The sequence below is a fragment of the Oceanicaulis alexandrii DSM 11625 genome, assembly GCF_000420265.1.
In the GTDB taxonomy this organism is placed as follows: Bacteria; Pseudomonadota; Alphaproteobacteria; order Caulobacterales; family Maricaulaceae; genus Oceanicaulis; species Oceanicaulis alexandrii.
Genome location: NZ_ATUP01000001.1, coordinates 424,336 through 442,108, shown reverse-complemented (window position 1 = coordinate 442,108; position 17,773 = coordinate 424,336). Strand labels below are relative to the sequence as shown.

General features: G+C 62.0%; 17 protein-coding genes and 2 tRNA genes. 12 read left to right on the top strand and 7 right to left on the bottom strand.

What is annotated here, in order from left to right:
- Positions 1-79: 79 nt before the first annotated feature.
- From G405_RS0102210 to G405_RS0102190, 5 genes are all read left to right on the top strand, one after another.
- A complete protein-coding gene (locus tag G405_RS0102210) occupies positions 80-985 on the top strand; it encodes an alpha/beta fold hydrolase (protein WP_022699861.1) in 906 nt (301 codons plus the stop codon).
- A gap of 2 nt (positions 986-987) precedes the next feature.
- Complete coding sequence (locus tag G405_RS0102205; protein ID WP_022699860.1) at positions 988-1,380, top strand: hypothetical protein; 393 nt, start codon at positions 988-990, stop codon at positions 1,378-1,380.
- Positions 1,377-1,580: a helix-turn-helix transcriptional regulator gene (locus tag G405_RS0102200; protein WP_022699859.1), complete on the top strand. Its 204-nt coding sequence runs from the start codon at positions 1,377-1,379 to the stop codon at positions 1,578-1,580. Before G405_RS0102205 ends, G405_RS0102200 begins: the two co-directional genes overlap by 4 nt.
- Positions 1,581-1,833: 253 nt before the next feature.
- Positions 1,834-2,343, top strand: coding sequence for a curlin (locus tag G405_RS0102195; RefSeq protein ID WP_022699858.1), 510 nt, complete (start codon positions 1,834-1,836; stop codon positions 2,341-2,343).
- A 77-nt stretch (positions 2,344-2,420) separates the two neighbouring features.
- Positions 2,421-2,861, top strand: a complete 441-nt coding sequence (locus G405_RS0102190) for a hypothetical protein (protein WP_022699857.1) — start codon at positions 2,421-2,423, stop codon at positions 2,859-2,861.
- Position 2,862: 1 nt separating this feature from the next.
- Here the strand turns inward: G405_RS0102190 and G405_RS14745 are convergent, their stop codons facing one another.
- Positions 2,863-3,435: an LOG family protein gene (locus tag G405_RS14745; RefSeq protein ID WP_040704896.1), complete on the bottom strand. Its 573-nt coding sequence runs from the start codon at positions 3,433-3,435 to the stop codon at positions 2,863-2,865.
- A gap of 139 nt (positions 3,436-3,574) precedes the next feature.
- Between G405_RS14745 and G405_RS0102180 the strand changes: the two genes are divergently transcribed.
- From G405_RS0102180 to G405_RS0102165, 4 genes are all read left to right on the top strand, one after another.
- Positions 3,575-4,582: a LysM peptidoglycan-binding domain-containing protein gene (locus G405_RS0102180; protein ID WP_022699855.1), complete on the top strand. Its 1,008-nt coding sequence runs from the start codon at positions 3,575-3,577 to the stop codon at positions 4,580-4,582.
- Positions 4,583-4,636: 54 nt separating this feature from the next.
- On the top strand, positions 4,637-6,469 hold the full coding sequence (locus G405_RS0102175; protein WP_022699854.1) for an ABCB family ABC transporter ATP-binding protein/permease: 1,833 nt from the start codon (positions 4,637-4,639) through the stop codon (positions 6,467-6,469).
- Between the two features lie 94 nt (positions 6,470-6,563).
- Positions 6,564-8,768, top strand: coding sequence for a patatin-like phospholipase family protein (locus G405_RS0102170; RefSeq protein ID WP_022699853.1), 2,205 nt, complete (start codon positions 6,564-6,566; stop codon positions 8,766-8,768).
- Between the two features lie 142 nt (positions 8,769-8,910).
- Positions 8,911-10,194: an NAD(P)/FAD-dependent oxidoreductase gene (locus tag G405_RS0102165; RefSeq protein WP_022699852.1), complete on the top strand. Its 1,284-nt coding sequence runs from the start codon at positions 8,911-8,913 to the stop codon at positions 10,192-10,194.
- An 81-nt stretch (positions 10,195-10,275) separates the two neighbouring features.
- Here G405_RS0102165 and G405_RS0102160 read toward each other — a convergent pair whose 3' ends face one another.
- The 4 genes from G405_RS0102160 to G405_RS0102145 form a co-directional block, all read right to left on the bottom strand.
- Complete coding sequence (locus tag G405_RS0102160) at positions 10,276-10,479, bottom strand: YgaP family membrane protein (RefSeq protein WP_022699851.1); 204 nt, start codon at positions 10,477-10,479, stop codon at positions 10,276-10,278.
- Between the two features lie 167 nt (positions 10,480-10,646).
- Positions 10,647-12,182 (bottom strand): sodium/proline symporter PutP, encoded by a 1,536-nt coding sequence (putP, locus tag G405_RS0102155; RefSeq protein WP_022699850.1) that lies wholly within the window; start codon positions 12,180-12,182, stop codon positions 10,647-10,649.
- Between the two features lie 52 nt (positions 12,183-12,234).
- Positions 12,235-13,527, bottom strand: a complete 1,293-nt coding sequence (locus tag G405_RS0102150; RefSeq protein ID WP_022699849.1) for a glutamate-5-semialdehyde dehydrogenase — start codon at positions 13,525-13,527, stop codon at positions 12,235-12,237.
- 53 nt (positions 13,528-13,580) lie between these two features.
- Complete coding sequence (locus G405_RS0102145) at positions 13,581-14,354, bottom strand: pyrroline-5-carboxylate reductase family protein (RefSeq protein ID WP_040704894.1); 774 nt, start codon at positions 14,352-14,354, stop codon at positions 13,581-13,583.
- A 271-nt stretch (positions 14,355-14,625) separates the two neighbouring features.
- Between G405_RS0102145 and proB the strand changes: the two genes are divergently transcribed.
- Positions 14,626-15,780 (top strand): glutamate 5-kinase, encoded by a 1,155-nt coding sequence (proB, locus tag G405_RS0102140; RefSeq protein WP_022699847.1) that lies wholly within the window; start codon positions 14,626-14,628, stop codon positions 15,778-15,780.
- Positions 15,781-15,956: 176 nt separating this feature from the next.
- Here the strand turns inward: proB and G405_RS0102135 are convergent.
- Positions 15,957-16,032, bottom strand: a tRNA-Asn gene (locus G405_RS0102135).
- 320 nt (positions 16,033-16,352) lie between these two features.
- Between G405_RS0102135 and G405_RS0102130 the strand changes: the two genes are divergently transcribed.
- Entirely contained in the window at positions 16,353-16,709 is a 357-nt protein-coding gene (locus tag G405_RS0102130; RefSeq protein WP_022699846.1) for a DUF962 domain-containing protein, read from the top strand.
- A 104-nt stretch (positions 16,710-16,813) separates the two neighbouring features.
- On the opposite strand, the gene G405_RS0102125 is transcribed toward G405_RS0102130, so the two are convergent.
- Positions 16,814-16,887, bottom strand: a tRNA-Cys gene (locus tag G405_RS0102125).
- A gap of 191 nt (positions 16,888-17,078) precedes the next feature.
- On the opposite strand from G405_RS0102125, the gene G405_RS0102120 reads away from it, so the two are divergent.
- Positions 17,079-17,735 carry a protein-L-isoaspartate O-methyltransferase family protein gene (locus tag G405_RS0102120; RefSeq protein WP_022699845.1) on the top strand — a complete coding sequence of 219 codons (657 nt, stop codon included), beginning with the start codon at positions 17,079-17,081 and terminating at the stop codon, positions 17,733-17,735.
- The last annotated feature ends 38 nt before the right edge of the window (positions 17,736-17,773 follow it).

Genomic DNA, 17,773 nt, shown 5'->3' with positions numbered 1-17,773 from the left:
AAGTGTCAGGTTATATTGACATGTGGAGAGTGTGTCAGGTAAGCATGACTCAAAGTCAATTTAACCTGATGGTGTGAACATGAAACCTGTCACTGCCTACCGCTTCGCCGCCTTCGTTCTGGGCGTTTTCTCAATCTTCCTGTCGCTTCAGGCCTTTGGAGTTTTTCGCGCTGAGGGCGCCGAGCCCTGGCGTTCGGATCGTATCATCGTCTCGCAGGCCGGGGACGCGAACGGTCAGACGGTTGTCTACGTCCCCGGGCTGGCGTCTCCGTCTGAAGTCTTCGAGCCCTTCGCCCGGTCTGACTGGGACAATCACCTTGTGACTCTGGCCGGTTTTGGCGGGGTCGAACCGCCTGCGGAGCTCGAGCCTTTCGTGGGGCCGGCCAGTCAGGCGATTGCTGAGTATCTCGTGGCGCAGTCTTTGGAAGACGTGGTGCTGGTCGGCCATTCCATGGGCGCGCAAGTGGCGCTTCTGGTCGCCGGGCAGGCGCCGGACCGGATCTCTGACGTGATCGTTGTGGATTCAGCGCCCTTTTTTGCGGGCCTCATGCAGCCGGGCGTGACGCCGGAGATGATGGCGCCCCAGGCCGCCGCAATCCGCCAGCAGATGAGCGCCATGCCGCGCGACGCCTATCTGGGCATGATGGCTCAGGGGCTGCGGGTTCAGTCGATGACCGAGCAAGGCCAGTCCCAGGTCATGGCCTGGATCGAGCAAGCCGATCAGCGGGCTGTCGCCGCCGCAACGGCGGAGATCATGGAGACGGACTTTGCTCCGCGTCTTGAGGTGGTCCAGGCGCCGGTGACCTTGCTCTACGCCGAATTTCCTGAGATGGCGCCGAGCGTCATTCGCCAGATGTTCGTCAGCCAGTATGAAGGTCGGGTCGATCTTGAGGCGCGCGGCGTCGCCGACTCGCGTCACTTTATCATGCTGGACCAGCCAGAGCGCTTCGCAGACGAAATCGCCCGTGTGGTTGAAGGAGAGTAATCATGGCCGTGACCCCAGCCGCCAAGACCTATATGCGACGGATGCTGGTGATTTTCACCCTCTATACGGTTCTGCTGTTCGGCGCCGTCTGGACGGATAATCAGTTCGACCTGGCTCAGCCGGTTCGCATCATCCTCAGCCTGTTGCCTGTCCTGCCGGTGATCGCCTGCATCGGAACCATCATGGCCTTCGTGCGCGCCATGGACGAAGTGCAGGCCCGCATCGTGTTGGAATCCGCTCTGATCGGCGCGATTCTGGTAGCGGTGGCCAGCTTCACCTACGGCATGTTGCGTGGCGTGACGGACTGGCCGGGCATTCTCGAAGTCTGGTATCTGCCCGCCTTTATCGGGGTCAGCGGCTTCGCCCAGATCTTTGTGAAGAGGCGCTACCAGTGAAGAACCGGATCCGAGTGCTGCGCGCGGAACGGCGTTGGTCGCAAGCCGAGCTGGGGGACCGGGTCGGCGTGTCGCGCCAGGCGATCAATGCGGTGGAGACGTCCAAGCACGACCCGTCCCTGTCGCTAGCCTTCAAGATCGCCGAAGCCTTCGACGCCCGGATTGAAGAGGTCTTCGACCCTCATGGCGAACCGGATTGAGGGCGCACCTTTTTTGTTCTCCTTCGCTCAGTCGGTCCTCGCTGACGCTGCGGACGGCCTTTGGCCTTGCGAACCTTGCAGGCTCGGCGTCAAACTTTCAGACCGCGCCATGAAACCGCCTTGGTGATGAAAAGTGTGTTCAGCTTAATCAATTGAAGCTGAATACGCTTTTCCGCATCGGTTCATACGAGATGCGCCAGTGTTGTTGTCGACGCGGACGATGATGTCCGTGGATGCACACTGGAGACTGCACATGATTACTCGCACCCTTCTGGCCGCCGGTCTCAGCCTGGCCTGCCTCACCTTCGTGCCGAGCGCTGAAGCGCAATCGCGCAACTCCATCGAGATCACCCAGTCCGGCCATGCCAATGAGCTGGCGGCCCGTGTGAACGGCTATCGCAACCGGGTGAATCTGGAGCAGCGCGGCGTGCGCCAGTTCATCTCGACCCTGCAAGAGGGCGCGCGCAATGGCGCGCAAGTGTCCCAATATGGCGCAGGCAATGAGGCGGGCCTCAACCAGCAAGGACGCCGCAATCGCATCGTGATGGGGCAGGAAGGCCGGTTCAACGAGGCGTTCAGTTCGCAATCGGGCATCGGCAATGTGGTGGGCGTCGCCCAGATCGGGTCAGACCATCAGGCGATCACCCATCAGGAGGGCTCCAACAATGCGCTCGGCGTGATCCAGATCGGCCGCGGCCAGTTCACCGACATCCATCAAACCGGTTCGGGCAATGTGACCCTTGTCATCCAGGGCGGCTTCTAGGTCGGCATGCACCGGGCTCACAGGGCGGTCGGCGTCAGTCGCCGACCGCTTATCCCAGACACAAGGAGATTACAGTCATGCGTATACGAGCTTTCCTGTCAGGTCTGGCCGCCTGCACCGGTCTTGCGGCCGCCTGTGCGCAGGCGCAATCGCAACATTCAGACGCCGATCTGGTTACTCAGCCGGCGGCGCTGTGCGCCCTGACCGAGCTGCAGTCCCCGGACGGACGCACACTTGTCGCCGAGGCCGCGTCAGGGCTGAGCGGTCACTGGCGTTTGCGCTTGGGCGGTCCCGGCCTCTCAATGGAGCAATCTGGCGCTCTGGCCGCCGGGCAGGGCGGGTCTGAAACTCTGGCCCGTATCGAGCTTGACGCATCCCCGGCAGGACGCGTCTCTCTCGATGATCTTCAGCCGGGCCAGACTGTCATGAGCGGCGGCTCCGGTCCGCACTTCGGCGCCCTGACCGTGACAAACGATGAAGGGCGAATCCTGTGCGCGACCGACTGGGAGGGCGCGTGAGTCAGAGCGTTTGAGGTGCGGTCTTCGCGTCTTCACGCGCACACAAATCGCGCAGACGCTCAATCGCAGCCTCGGGCGTGGGGTGAAAGCTGATCGTCTTGATCACATCATCTTGAGCGAAGCCGGCGTCGACCACGCGCAGGAGCAAGGTTTCCAAAGGCCCCCAGAATTCCGCGTCCAGAAAGGCGGCGGGTTTGTCGTGTCGACCTAGTTGACGCAGCATGATCATGTCGAAGATTTCTTCGAGCGTGCCCGCGCCGCCGGGCAGCACCAGGAAGGCGTCCGCCTCTTCGACCATGATGGCCTTGCGCGCGGCGAGGGTGGCCGTGATGCGAGGCTCCACGCCCTCTTGCAAGCCTTCCGTCGGGATCAGAAATTCAGGGATGACGCCCAGGACCTCGCCGCCTTCCGCCATTGCGGCCCGCGCCAGACGGCCCATCAGACCGGCTTCGGCGCCGCCATAAACCAGACGCAGTCCCGCGCGCGCAACTGCGCGTCCGGTCGCTTCAGCCAGGTCTGCAAAGTGCGGATCCGCACCGTCGCTCGACCCGCAAAATACGCAGATGCTCCGCATTTTCGCCTCACATAGAATCCATATTGTCTGTAAACGCGGATTGAAACGTTCAGACGAGACGTCCAGCATTACCAACATGGCGCATCCGGCGCGAGGCTTGCATAACAGTCTCTGACGTCAGAACGCGAGGAGTAGGCACATGGCCGCAACGCGGTCCTTTCTGATTGCTACAGCTCTGCTGATCGTTGCGGTTGCGGCGGCGGCGGTCTTCATCGTGATGCGTCCCGGTCCCGGCGCCATCAGTGCGCCAGAAACGCCGACTGTCTCCGAACAGGAAGAAGCGCTGGCGCAATCCAGTCAGGAATCGGCTGCGCTCATTCCGCCGACCTTTGACATCGTGCGCGTGGATCCACGCGGCACCGCCGTGGTCGCGGGGCGCGGCGCCCCCGGCGCCAGCGTCGTGCTGATGGTGGGTGAGGAAGAAATCTCCCGCGTTGAAATCGACAGCGCCGGTGAATGGGTGATGATCGTCGATCGTCCTCTGCCCGCAGGCTCTGTTGAGCTCTCGCTTGTGATGGAAACGCCGGCGGGTCAGGAAATTCGCTCTGACCAGGTGGTGGTCGTGTCTGTGCCTGAAGGCCGGGACGAAACCCCGCTGGTGGTTCTGGGCCGCCCCGGTGAAGCCAGCCGCGTCTTGCAGGGGCCGTTTGACGGCGTGTCCGTGGGGCCGCTTTCGCTCTCGACCGTGGATTATGATGACAGCGGCGCCGTGATTTTCTCTGGCCGTGCAGTGCCGGGCACGGATGTACGGGTGCTGGCTGATGGCGAGGAAGTGGGCCGTGTCACCACTGATGACGCTGGTCGCTGGGTGATCCGCGCCGGAACCGCTTTCGAGCCAGGCGTCTATGATCTGCAGGTGGATCAGCTGGATGAAGACGGTCGGGTCACAGCCGTGATCGTGCTGCCGTTTGAACGCGCTGCGCCTGAAGCGGCGCGCGCCGCCCAGCAAGCGGGCCGGGTGATCGTTCAGCCGGGCAACTCGCTGTGGCGGATCGCAAGACGGCTTTACGGCGAGGGGCTGCAATACACGGTCATCTATGAAGCCAATCGCGACCAGATCCGTGATCCCAATCTGATCTATCCAGGCCAGGTGTTCTCGGCGCCTGAAGACGAGACAGAGGCCGGCAGCGGGAACGGACCCGAATAATTCGGCGCCGCTCCGGCATGGCGCCGGGACGGGCTTCGCCCTAAATAGGGCGTCATGCATCATCATGACCCTGCCAATCCCACAGAAGGCCCCGTACCCGAAGGCCGTCTGGGCGAGGCGATTTCCCGACTTCTCACCATTCTGGCGTCCGACGACATGCGGCGCTGGCGCCCGCGCATGGCATTCGCCTTTCTGATCACGCTGATCGCCAAGGGATTCGCGGTCGCGTCTCCCATTGCGTTCGGTGAAGGCGTGAACGTGTTGACCCGCGGCGCCGCGGACGGCGCGCTGGCGACGGGATTGTTCGGCGCGGCGGCCGTGATGTTCGTCGCCTATGGCCTGTTGCGCTTCGCGGCCAGCGGAACCCCGCAATTACGCGACGCGATCTTTGCGCCAGTCAGCCAGGACGCGCAGCGCCTGACTGCGGTGCAGGGGTTTGCGCATGTGCAGACGCTGTCCTTGAGCTTTCACCAGACCAAGCGCACCGGCGCCATGAACCGCATCATTGATCGCGGCGCCAACGCCGTGGATTTCCTGTTGCGCTTTCTGGTCTTCAACATCCTGCCCGCGCTGGCCGAACTGCTGCTCGCCGCCATTGTGGCGGCGGTGCTGTATGGCTGGATCTTCTCGGTGATCATCGTCATCGCCGTGATCGCCTATGCGGTGACCACCGGGCTGATGACGGAATGGCGGGTCAAGCTGCGCCGCCAGATGAACGAGGCGGACACCGAGGTGAACGCCCGCGCCGTGGACACGCTCACAAACTTTGAAACCGTGAAGGCCTTCGCCGCTGAACAGCGCGAGGCGGACCGCTATGACGACGCCAAGAAACGCTATGCCGATGCCGCGTCAAAATCCCAGCAAAGCCTCGCCGGCCTGAATGCGGCGCAGGCCGCGATCATGAATGGCGGCTTGCTCGCCGTGGCGCTGACCGGCGGCTGGATGGCGCTCAATGGCGAGCTGGAACCCGGCGATGTGGCGGCTTTGACCCTGATGCTGATGAACGTCTATCAGCCGCTGAACATTCTGGGCTGGGCGTATCGCGAGATCAAACAGGCGAGCGTGGATCTTGAACGCCTGTTCCAGACCCTGCGGCTCAAGCCCGAAGTGGCGGACAAGCCGGGCGCGGCGAAACTGGCGCTGAAGGGCGGCGGCGTGCGCTTTGACCATGTCAGCTTTGCTCATGACGGACGCGACCGGTCTGTATCTGATGTCAGCTTTGAGATTGCGCCGGGCAGCTTTATCGGGCTCGCCGGGCCATCGGGTGCGGGCAAGTCCACGCTCTTGCGTCTTCTGTTCCGCTTCTATGACCCGGATGAAGGCCGGGTTCTGATTGATGGTCAGGATATCGCCGGTCTCAGCCAGTCCAGCCTGCGCAATGCGCTGGGATTGGTGCCGCAGGACGTGGTCCTGTTTAACGACACCCTGCGCGAGAACATTCTGTATGGCGACCCGCAGGCGGATGAAGACGCGCTGTGGGATGCGGTTGAGCGCGCGCGTCTGAAAGACTTCGTCCTGTCTTTGCCCAAAGGGCTGGAGACGCGGGTGGGCGAGCGCGGGCTGAAGCTCTCGGGCGGAGAAAAACAGCGCGTCGGCGTCGCCCGCGCGATCTTGCGAAACCCGCCCATCCTTATTCTGGACGAGGCTACTTCGGCGCTGGATTCAGAAACCGAGAGCGAGGTTCAGGCCGCTTTGGCCGAGGCGGCGCGCGGGCGCACGACGATTGCGGTGGCGCACCGTCTGTCCACCATCGCCAAGGCTGACCAGATCATTGTTCTGGAAGACGGGCATGTGACCGAACAGGGCGATCACGCCGCTCTGCTAGAGGCGGACGGCCGTTACGCCGCCATGTGGCGCCGTCAGGCAGAAGCCGGCGAGCTGGCGTGATGTGCGGCTTTTTCGGCAGGCCGTGTTTTCGCCGAAATCATGCATAAGAACCCCTCTGCCTGTCGGGACGCAGGCTGGATCGGGGACGCACAGTATGAACACCACCGCAGTTTTGAGCGCGGCGATCACCGCGCTGACGCTCGCGTTCACCGCAATGCCTGCCGCCCGAGCTTGTGATCACTCAGATGCGGACGGCCCCGATGTAGCGCTTGTGTTGAGCGGGGGCGGGGCGCTCGCCAGCACTCAAATCGGGGCGTTGAAAGTCATCGAGGAGATGGGGGTTCCCGTCCATTGCGTTGTCGGTACGTCCATGGGCGCGGTGGTGGGCGGTTTGTACGCCGCCGGCTATTCCGCCGAAGAGCTGGAAGACATCTTTGTCTATACTGACTGGCCGGAGGTGTTCAGCGGCCGCCCCCCGCGCGAAGACCAGTCCTATTTGCAGTCCGAGCGCGCATCCGAATATCTGACCGGCGCCTTGGTCGGCTTGGGAGAAAACGGGGCGAGGTTGCCAGGCGGCATGCGCTCCATGCGCGGCCTGCGCCAGCATTTTCGCAGCCTGACCTTTCATGTGCCTCTGGACGCGGACTTTGACGCGCTCAGCACGCCCTATCGTGCGGTTGTCACGGATTTCTCCTCCGGCGATGCGGTCGCCTTGTCATCCGGCGATCTGGTGCAATCCATGCTGGCCAGCATGGCGGTGCCGGGCGCGTTTCGCCCCCGCGAGATTGACGGCGTCTTGTATGTGGATGGCGGCATGGCCGCGCAATTACCGGTGCGTCAGGCGCGCCAGATGGGCGCGGACATCATTATCGCCATCGACACCAGCGTCGAACCGCCTACGCCCGGCGAGGCGCCGTCCATGTCCGAGACCCTGCAGCAATTGATCCGGGTGACGGTCTGGCGCAACCGACAAGCGGACGTGGCCCGGTTGAAAGAGCGTGATGTCCTGATCACCCCGTCTCTGGAGGGCTTGTCGACCACGGCGTTTGATCAGGCCGCCCATGGCGTCTCCAATGGCGCACGCGCAGCACAGGACCATCTGGACGCGCTGCGCGAGATTGCGCAGATCGCCGCGCCGTCGAGGCGACAGGCGATGCCGCGTCCGCATGTGTCCCAGTATGCGGAGGCCGACATCCGGGTGATCAACAACACCACAATTGATGACGGGGTGCTCAGCGCTCGCGCCAATCTGGAGCGCGCGCTGCAAGGGGATGAGGATCTGTTGCCGCGACGGCTGAACGCGCTGACGGCGTTTGGCGCGCTGGGTGAAGCGGATCTGGCCCACGATGAGAGCGGTCTGGTGCTGATGGTGGATGAGCGCGATATCGGGCGCAGCCAGCTTCAGGGCGGCGTGCGTCTGTCCAACACCTTTGCAGGGGATTCCACCTTCTCGGTGCTGGCGCGGTATTCGCGTCGGCCGTTTTCTCATCGCGGCGGGGATTTCAGTCTGTCTGTGGAGCTGGGCACCACGAACGGTCTGGAAGCGGTGCTCCAGCAGCCCTTCGGAGAGGCGGGGCGGTATTTTTATGAGCCGAGCCTGTTCTATGAAGGCGAGGAAACGCCCTTGAGAATTGGCGATCTGCGTCTGGGCGAGTTCTGGGACCAGAAAGCCGGCGCCCGCTTGCGGCTGGGACGTGAGCTCGGTGATTGGGGTATGGCCTATATGGGCGGTGAAGTGCGTCGCGGGCGAACCGAAGCCAAGGTGACGCTGCTGCCTGACCTGCAGCCTCTTGTTTATACGCTGGCGGGTGTCGGCGGTGGCGTCCGCATGGATACACTGGATCACTTGAGTTGGCCGACACGCGGCATGGCGCTGAGCGCGGAGGCGTATCAGCTGTTCAGCCTGGGCGATGACGCGTCAGATACGGTCCAGCTGTCTGTATCGGGGATGCGTGCGTTCGAGCTTGGGGATCTGGGCCTGCTGGCCAGCGTGAGAGGCGGGCAGGTGCGCAATGAAAACGATGACCCGATTGACCTGATCTCGCTGGGCGGGTTTCGTTCCATCTCCGCCTATGCGCAGAACGCCGTTCCGACCAATGCCTATGTTTACGGTTCACTGGAAGCGTATCAGCGACTGGACCGGACCGGCGCCGTTTTCAATGTGCCGGTCTATGCAGGCGTGCTGCTGGAAGCGGCGCATGTGGAGTTGGACTTTCTGGCTCCGGGCGAGGCGGGCGCCACCTATTCCGGCGCGCTTTATCTGGGTGTCGACACCGTTCTGGGTCCGGTCATTCTGGGCGGGGCGATCGGGGAAGAGGGCGCGGGCGGGCTTTTCTTGCATCTGGGCGGTTCGTTTTAACGCCCGTTAACGTCTAACATTTTCGATAATTGATATGCGACGATCTGCCTAATGGGATGCTCGGCCTCAGGGCGCGACACTCTTGCGAGAAGATAAGGCCCGTCACGATTTCGCGTGACAGGGTGACAGCGGGAGGTTTGATATGGCTGACATCGTCATTCTTGGTGCAGGTCTGGGCGGATTGCCCATGGCGTTCGAAGCGCGCGAGCAGATGCGAAAGACTGACACCATCACGGTGATCAGCGATTCCCCGACATTTCACTTCACCCCCTCCAACCCGTGGGTGGCGGTGGGCTGGCGGGAGGCCGAGCAGATCAAGATCGAGCTTGCGCCGCTTTTGAAAAAGCGCGGCATTGAGTTCATCCATGCCGCCGCCACCAAGGTTCATCCAGATCGCGATCAGGTGGAGCTGAGCAATGGCGAGACGATTCGCTATGATTATCTGGTCATCGCCACGGGGCCCAAGCTCGACTTTGACGCCATTGAAGGGCTGGGCCCCCATGGCGGTCACACCCAGTCGGTCTGTCATGTGAACCATGCCGAACTTGCTGGTGAGGACTGGGAGAAGCTGGTCGCGGATCCCGGCCCGGTGATTGTCGGCGCAGTGCAGGGCGCATCCTGTTTCGGTCCGGCCTATGAGCATGTCTTCACGCTGGAAACCGATCTTCGGCGCAAGAAGATTCGCGACCAGGTGCCGATGACCTTCGTGACTTCAGAGCCTTATATCGGTCATCTGGGCCTGGACGGCGTGGGGGACACCAAGGGCCTGCTTGAGCATGAGCTGCGTCAGCGCTCGATCAAATTCATCACCTCCGCCCGCATCACGAAAGTTGAAGCGGGCCTGATGCATGTGGAGGAGGTGGGGCGCCAGGGCGAAGTGGTGGAAACCCATGAACTGCCCTTCAAGCACTCCATGGTGCTGCCGGCCTTCAAGGGCGTGGACGCAGTGTTTGGCGTGGACGGTCTCGTCAACGAAAAGGGCTTCGTGCTGGTGGATCGCCATCAGCAAAACCCCAACTGGCCGAAAATCTTCTCCGTCGGCGTGTGCGTCGCCATTCCGCCCGTGGCCTCCTATCCGGTGCCGGTGGGCGTGCCGAAAACCGGTTTCATGATCGAATCCATGGTGCGCGCCGCCGCCAAGAATATCCGCGCCCTGATTGAAGGGCGGGAGATGAAGCACGAATCCACCTGGAACGCGGTCTGCATCGCGGACTTTGGCGATGGCGGGGTGGCGTTCGTCGCCATGCCCCAAATCCCGCCGCGCAATGTGAACTGGGCGGTGGAGGGCGGCTGGGTCCATATGGCGAAGGCGGCGTTTGAAGGCTATTTCATGGGCAAGATGCGCCGCGGGGTCAGCGAGCCCTTCTATGAGCGCATGATGCTGGACCTTCTGGGCATCACCAAGGTGCGTGACAGCAAGGGCTGACCCAGCGTCTGAAATCCAGACGCAAAAAACCCCGGCGTGGGGGACGCCGGGGTTTCTCGCCTGACGACGGGGGCGAACCTTCTAGGAAAAGGCGCCGCCAGGCTTCACCCCCAGGACCTTGAAGATCATGGCGGCGGGACAAAATCCGGTGAAGCTGGATTGTACAAGGTTCAATCCCACAAAAGCGGTCAGCCACAGCCAGTAAGGGCTGTGAAGCTGTGACAGAAGCAGCGAAACCAGAACCATGGTTCCTGCCAGCAAGGTGACTGCGCGTCCGATTGTCATGGCGTCCTCAACTATTATCAGTTTTGATAATTGATAAGAGATATGGTGTCTACTGACCGGTTACACCATGTGGCGGACTGACGCGGCGGCGGTCGTGACAGGGGCCGGACAGCAAAACGCCGGCCACGATGAGGCCGGCGTTTGACCGATCAGGCTGAGCGCGGAGCTTAGCCGTGTTCTTCAATATGCGCTTCCATAGCGTCATATTGGTCTTTCACCTTGCCGCGCGGGGCTTTGGTGACGGCGTCCGTGATCAGAATAGCGAGCGTTGACGCCAGGAAGCCCGGGATCATCTCGTACATGAAGGCGGACAGCGATCCGCCATTGATCGAGATGGGCGCGTACAGCCAGAACAGCACCACGACCGCGCCCGTCACCATGCCGGCGATGGCGGCCGAACGGCTCATATTCCTGCGATACAGGCTGAACAGGATCAGCGGACCGAAGGCGGCGCCGAAACCGGCCCAGGCGTTGGACACCAGATCCAGGATCGAGCTCGACCGGTCAAAGGCGAGGAAGATCGCCACCAGCGACACGACCAGAACCGACAGGCGTCCGATCAACACCAGCTCTTTCTGGCTGGCGCCGCGACGCAGGAAGGTCTTGTAGAAGTCCTCGGTCAAGGAGCTTGAGGACACCAGAAGCTGGCTGGAGATGGTGGACATGATCGCCGCCAGGATCGCCGCCAGCAAGAAGCCGCCCACCAGCGGATGGAACAGGATCTGGCTCATCAGGATGAAGATGGTCTCGGAATCCGTGAACTCGATGCCGCTCTGTTCGATCATCGCGCCGTTCTGGGTGACGAAGGCGAGGCCGAAAATACCCGTCAGCACGGCGCCGATGACCGTGACGATCATCCAGCTCATGCCGATCAGTCGGGCGGTCGCCACTTCCCTGAGCGTCCGGATCGCCATGAAGCGCACGATGATGTGCGGTTGTCCGAAATAGCCCAGACCCCAGCTCATCGCTGAAATGATGCCGATAATGCTCATGGAAGTGAGCGGGTCGGGGATCATGGACATGTAGTGGGGCACGTCGGCGGCGGCGCGGGTGGTGTCGACGATTTCGCCCAGGCCTCCCAGCTGCGTGAAGGCCACGATGGGCACCATGATCAGGGCCACGAACATGATCACGCCCTGCACGAAGTCCGTCAGACTGACCGCGAGGAAACCGCCGAACAGGGTATAGGCGATAACCACGCCCGCTGTCAGGAACAGCCCTAGTCGGTAGTCGAGGCCGAAGCTGGCTTCAAACAGCTTGCCGCCCGCCACAACGCCTGACGAGGTGTACAGGGTGAAGAAGATCACGATCACCACTGACGACAGGATCCGCAGGATGCGGGTGTCATCGCTGAAGCGCTTCTCGAAATAGTCGGGGATGGTGATCGCGTCGTCTGCGATCTCGGTGTAAACGCGCAGCCGCGGGGCCACCAGCAGGTAGTTAAAATACGCCCCGATCACGAGGCCCACCGCGATCCACGCCGCGCCCAGACCCGAGACATAGACGGCCCCGGGAAGGCCCATCAGCATCCAGCCTGACATGTCGGACGCGCCCGCAGAGAGCGCGCCGACGGCGGGGTGAAGTTTGCGACCGCCCAGCATGTAGCCGGACACGTCGTCAGTGGATTTTTTGTAGGCGTATAGCCCGATGCCGAGCATCAGGACGAAGTACGCCCCGAGCGACACAAGCGCTTCAACTTGCATGATGGCCCCCGAATGAACGCGTAAAGAGTTCGATTAAGCTATGGTTTTGGGCTTACGGCCGGGTCTGGCCATTGCCGCGGACACGGTATTTGAAGCTGGTCAGCTGCTCCAGCCCCACCGGACCGCGCGCGTGCATTTTACCCGTTGCGATGCCGATTTCCGCGCCCATGCCGAATTCGCCGCCATCAGAGAATTGAGTGGAGGCGTTGTGCATCACCACCGCTGAATCGATCTCGTTGAGGAAACGCTCGGCGATCGCCGCGTCCTCGGTGACGACGGCGTCCGTATGCGCTGACGAATGCTCGGAGATGAAGGGAATGGCCTCGTCCGGGCCATCCACCAGCTTCACTGACAAAATGGTGTCGAGATACTCGGTGTAGAAGTCCTCGTCGGTCGCCGGCTTGATCCGCGCATCGATCTCGCGGGCATCCGCTTCACCGCGCACTTCGCACTCGCCCAGCGCGTCGAGCGCCATGGGCAGGAAGTCTTTGGCGATAGAGCGGTCCACAACAAGGCTTTCCGTCGCGCCGCAAACGCCGGTCCGGCGCAGCTTGGCGTTTTTCACGATCGCCGCCGCCTTTGTCAGGTCCGCCGCGGCGTTCACATAGGTGTGGCAATTGCCGTCCAGGTGCAAAAGCGTCGGTACGCGCGCCTGGTCGCGCACCAGCGACACCAGGCCTTTGCCGCCGCGCGGGATCACCAGATCCACGTACTCGGCGCAGGTCAGAAGCGCCTGCACCGCGTTGCGGTCGGTGGTGTCGATCATCTGGATGCATTCAAGCGGCAGGTCCGCCGCTTTCAGGCCCTCGGCCAGGCATTCCACAATGACGCGTGTGGAGTTCAGGCTTTCAGACCCGCCGCGCAGGATCACCGCGTTGCCGGACTTCAGGCAAAGCGCACCGGCGTCCGCGCCCACATTCGGGCGGCTTTCGTAGATCATGCCGATCACGCCAAGCGGCGTGGCGACACGCTCGATGGTCAAACCGTTCGGGCGTTCGGTGGTGTGCAGCACCCGGCCCACCGGGTCCGGCAGCGTCGCGATCTGGTCCAGCGCATCCGCAATCGCGTTCACCCGGCCTTCGTCCAGGATCAGCCGGTCGATGAAGGCGGCGGGCTTGCCCGCGGCCTTGACGCTGTCGACATCCTTGGCGTTCGCCTCCAGCAGCCGTGCGCGGTTGTCGCGCAGGGCTTGGGCGGCGGCGGTCAGCGCCTTGTTCTTGCGTTCGGTTGAAGCGGACGCAAGCGAACGGGCGGCGGTCGCAGCGCGACGCCCCAACTCGTTTACATAGGCGGTGACATCAGAAGTGTCTGGCATGTCGTTCATCCGGCTGAGAACAGCGGTCATACGGTGGCTGGCTCCTTTATAGCGTCCGTTATCGGGGGCGGTGAGTGAAAGTCTTAGTCGCGCAGCTCGACGGCGCGCGTATAGGCGGCGGTGAGAGCGGCGTTCAGCCGTTCATCCAGCACGCCGTCATGGTTGAGGGCGTTGACCCCGGCGGCGGTTGTGCCGCCCTTGCTCATGATGGAATTGCGCAGGTCTTCAAACCCAGCTTCATCTTCGAGCGCCAAGGCCATGCAGCCCGCCATGGTTTCAATCACCAGGCGACGCGCATCCTTGGGGCCGAAGCCTTGCGCCTCGACGGCCTTTTGATAGGTGCGGGCGAATTCGAAAACATAGCCAGGGCCGCTGCCGGCGGCTGCGGTGATGCGATCGATCTGATCTTCGTCATCGAGCCAAATCGCTTCGCCAACAGCTTCGCCCAGAATGGTTCCAAGCTCGCGATGATCCTTGGTGGCGGTGTCGTCGGCATACAGGCCGCTGACGCCGCGACCCACACGGGCAGGCATGTTAGGCATGAGACGCAGGGCGCTGACGCCGCCTGCGGCGGCAGACACCTTGGCGGCTGACGCGCCAGCGGCGATCGAAACCACGCAACCGCTGTCCCTGACGAATTTGGCGGCGGGCGGAATGGCGACATCGATCAGCTGGGGTTTGACGGCCAGGATCAGGGCGTCAAACCGTTCGGAGGGGTCCAGATCGTCAACGGACTTCACCCATTTCACGCCCACAGGCAGTTTGGGTTCGCCCGGATCGACCACGGTCACACCGACGCCGCCAAGTTTGATCCATCGCGAAAGCAGGGCGCCGCCCATGTTTCCGCATCCAACCATAATCAAATTCCAGCGCACGAAGCCTCCGTCACAGCTTATTGTCCAAGTCGCGCCAATCCAGTCTGACGCGCCGCCGCACTATTTAGGTGACGAAGTAAGATTTTTCAACTCGATGCGGAGTTCAGATGCTGCAACCGTTCGTAAACTACGCTGTCATAGGATTTTGAGCGCTGAGGAAACATTGGGGGGCTCCCCTTGAATTGTTTCGAACAAAAAGTATCTTTCGCGCATCTTTGCGGCATGCTGCGCCGCGTCACCGGAGAGTATTGTTTTGTCTGATCGCCAACGCGTCGTTGTGAAAATTGGCTCATCCCTCCTCGCCAATGAGGAGCACCTCACTCTGCGCTACGCCTTCATGCACGGGGTGATGGAGGACGTCGCCCGTCTGCGCGACGAGGGCATTGACGTGGTTCTGACTTCGTCTGGAGCCGTGGCGATCGGTCTGTCCACTATCGGCGTCGCGCCGGAAGAGGCCGGGCTTCTGGACAAACAGGCCGCCGCCGCTTGCGGCCAGCCGCTCCTGATGAATGCTTACAAGCAGATCGCTCTGGAATACGGGTTTGATATTGCGCAGGTGCTGGTGACGCTGGACGATCTGGAAGATCGCCGCCGCTTCCTGAACACCAAGAACACCATCACGCGTCTGATCGAGCGCGGCGTGATGCCGATCGTCAATGAAAACGACTCTGTGACCACGGCCGAGCTGAAGGTGGGCGATAATGACCGCCTCGCCGCCAAGGTCGCGCAGATGGTTCAAGCCGACAAGCTGGTGATCCTCACCAGTGTTGACGGTCTGTATGACCGCAACCCCGAGGACGAGGGCGCCCAGCACGTGCCGGTAGTCGAGGATGTGTCTGAATATCTGGAAGTGACCAGCTCGGTCAGCGCTCTGGGTACGGGCGGCATGCTGACCAAGATGCGGGCCGCGAACATGGCCCAGAACGCCGGCGTGGAGACGCTGATCGGCCAAGGCGAAGTGGACCGTCCGGTCTCGGCGCTTTTGAAAGACGAGCGCCGCCATACCAAATGCGTCGCTCTGGGCGACCCCGACAGCTCATGGGCGATCTGGCTCACAGACCGGCTGCAGCAAGCGGGCGGACTGGTTGTTGATGAAGCCATGGCTGAAAAGCTGCGCAAGGACCGGGCGGACATCGGCCGCTGTGACATCGTCTCCGTTCAGGGCGATTTCAACAAAGGCGATGTGCTGCACATCTATGACGAAGGCGGCGAGGAGCTGGCCCGCGGCATGTCCAATTTCACATCGGCTGAAATCCTGCTGCTGGCCCGGAACACGGATTCCACTCCGTCTGAGCTGCTGGGATACGAATCAAAGCCGAGAATCATCGCCGCCGACAATATGGCCCTGATTCAGGACCACCACCTGACATGGGAACCTCCGACGGATTCCGTTACGCTGGTCGGCTGACCTTAGCGATTTCTTGCAAATGTGGAACGAGGAGAGGGGCGCTTATGGCGCCCCTTTTCTTTGGCCGGAGGGACAGCGACTCGCCAGTGTGCGGCAGGGCCCAGATGCGAGCAGCCCCGCCTTGCGGGGCAAGGCGGGGCTGGTGCTCACACAGTGATGGGCGTCATCGCCGCTGATGGCTCCTCGGGACGGGCTCGAACCGCCGACCCAGCGATTAACAGTCGCTTGCTCTACCAACTGAGCTACCGAGGAACACTCATCAGCGATGAGGTGGTGTGTATATCCAGAGCGTTGGACGCGATCAAGCGGCTGTGTGCAGCCCGATGCAGTTTCGTTTCAGTCCAGACATCCAGACATAAAAAAATCGGGAGCCCGAGAGCTCCCGAAAAGGCATTGGGTGGATGGTGGGGTGTCTTCGAAGGAAGACGTGTAAACAAATACTGAGTCGGGAGTTAACAACCGCCTAACGTTAATGAAAATTCTCCACATTCCGTCGGGACTTCGCTGATGGTCGCAGACCGGACCGGACTGTGCTACTTTACCTGTTAAACAAAGCAGACGGGGAGGTTTGCATGGCTGAACGCAGCGCGACTTATCAACAATTCTGGCCCTTTTACCTTCGTGAACACGCCGAGGCGGGAACGCGATACATGCACTATGCGGGCACGCTTATCGGCACCACGATTCTGCTGGCTGCGCTACTGACGCAAACCTGGTGGGCGGTGCTGCTGTGGCCGTTGACCGGATATGGCTTCGCCTGGGTCAGCCACGCCTTCATCGAGCGCAACAAGCCGGCGACCTTCATTCATCCGTTCTGGTCTTTTATCAGCGATTACCGGATGACGGCGCTGGCCTTCACCGGCCGCCTCAAGCCCGAGCTGGTCAAGGCGGGTGTGCTCGATCATCCGCACGCGCACGCCGCCGAGTAATCCGCCCGGTTGCGGATGGTCCGTCAGGATCGTCCGCAACAGCGTATCCGAATCAGATCGGACGGTCTGTGAGGACCGTCCGCAAAACGCTTGTCAGGAAAAGGTGGAGGCGCCACCCGGAATCGAACCGGGGTACACGGATTTGCAATCCGCTGCGTCACCACTCCGCCATAGCGCCGTCCTGTGGTGGGTCGCCCTCTATACAAAAGCCAGACGCCGCCCGCAACGCGCTTTGAGCGGGCTTTAACAGCTCTATATGTGGAAATATGCAGTGGCTTGGGGTCGCAGGGACGCGCCTTGGCCTTGCGGGTCAGAAAGCGAGCGCGATATAAGCGCCGCGAACACTCATTACAGGGACGCCGTCGCGCCATGTCCGAATTCGAGACCGCCCGCCTCGCCATGGTCAACAGCCAGATCCGTCCGAACGACGTGACGGATCATCGTATCCAGGATGCGATGGCTGACATTCCGCGTGAGCGGTTCTTGCCCAAATCCCAGGCCGCCAAGGCTTACGCAGACACCGAAGCGCGTGTGGCCGAAGGCCGCTTCATGCTGACGCCGCGTGATCTGGCCAAGCTGATTCAAGCTGCTGACATTCGCCCCACCGACGTGGTGCTGGATGTGGCGTGCGGCCGGGGATACTCCACCGCTGTGCTGGCCCGCCTCGCCGAGACGGTGGTCGGACTGGAGCAAAAAGATCTGGGCCTCGCCGAGAAAGCCACGGACGCGCTCAACGCCATCGAGACCGATAACGCCGCTGTCGTTGAAGGCGAGCTGTCAAAAGGCGTGCCGGGGCAAGGTCCGTTTGATGTGATCATCGTCAACGGCGCTGTGGCCGAGCCGGCCCAGGCCTGGATTGATCAGCTCAGCGTCGGCGGCCGTCTGGCTGTCATCGTCCGCGACGGAACTGTCGGCCGGGCGCGTATCTACACCAAGGCGCAGAATACGGTGGGCGATCGTGATATCTTCGACACGACCGCGCCCTATCTGCCGGGCTTTGAACCGGAGGCGAAATTCGCTTTCTAGGCAGGCTGTCATCAGATTGTCTGTCGAGGGTGACATTT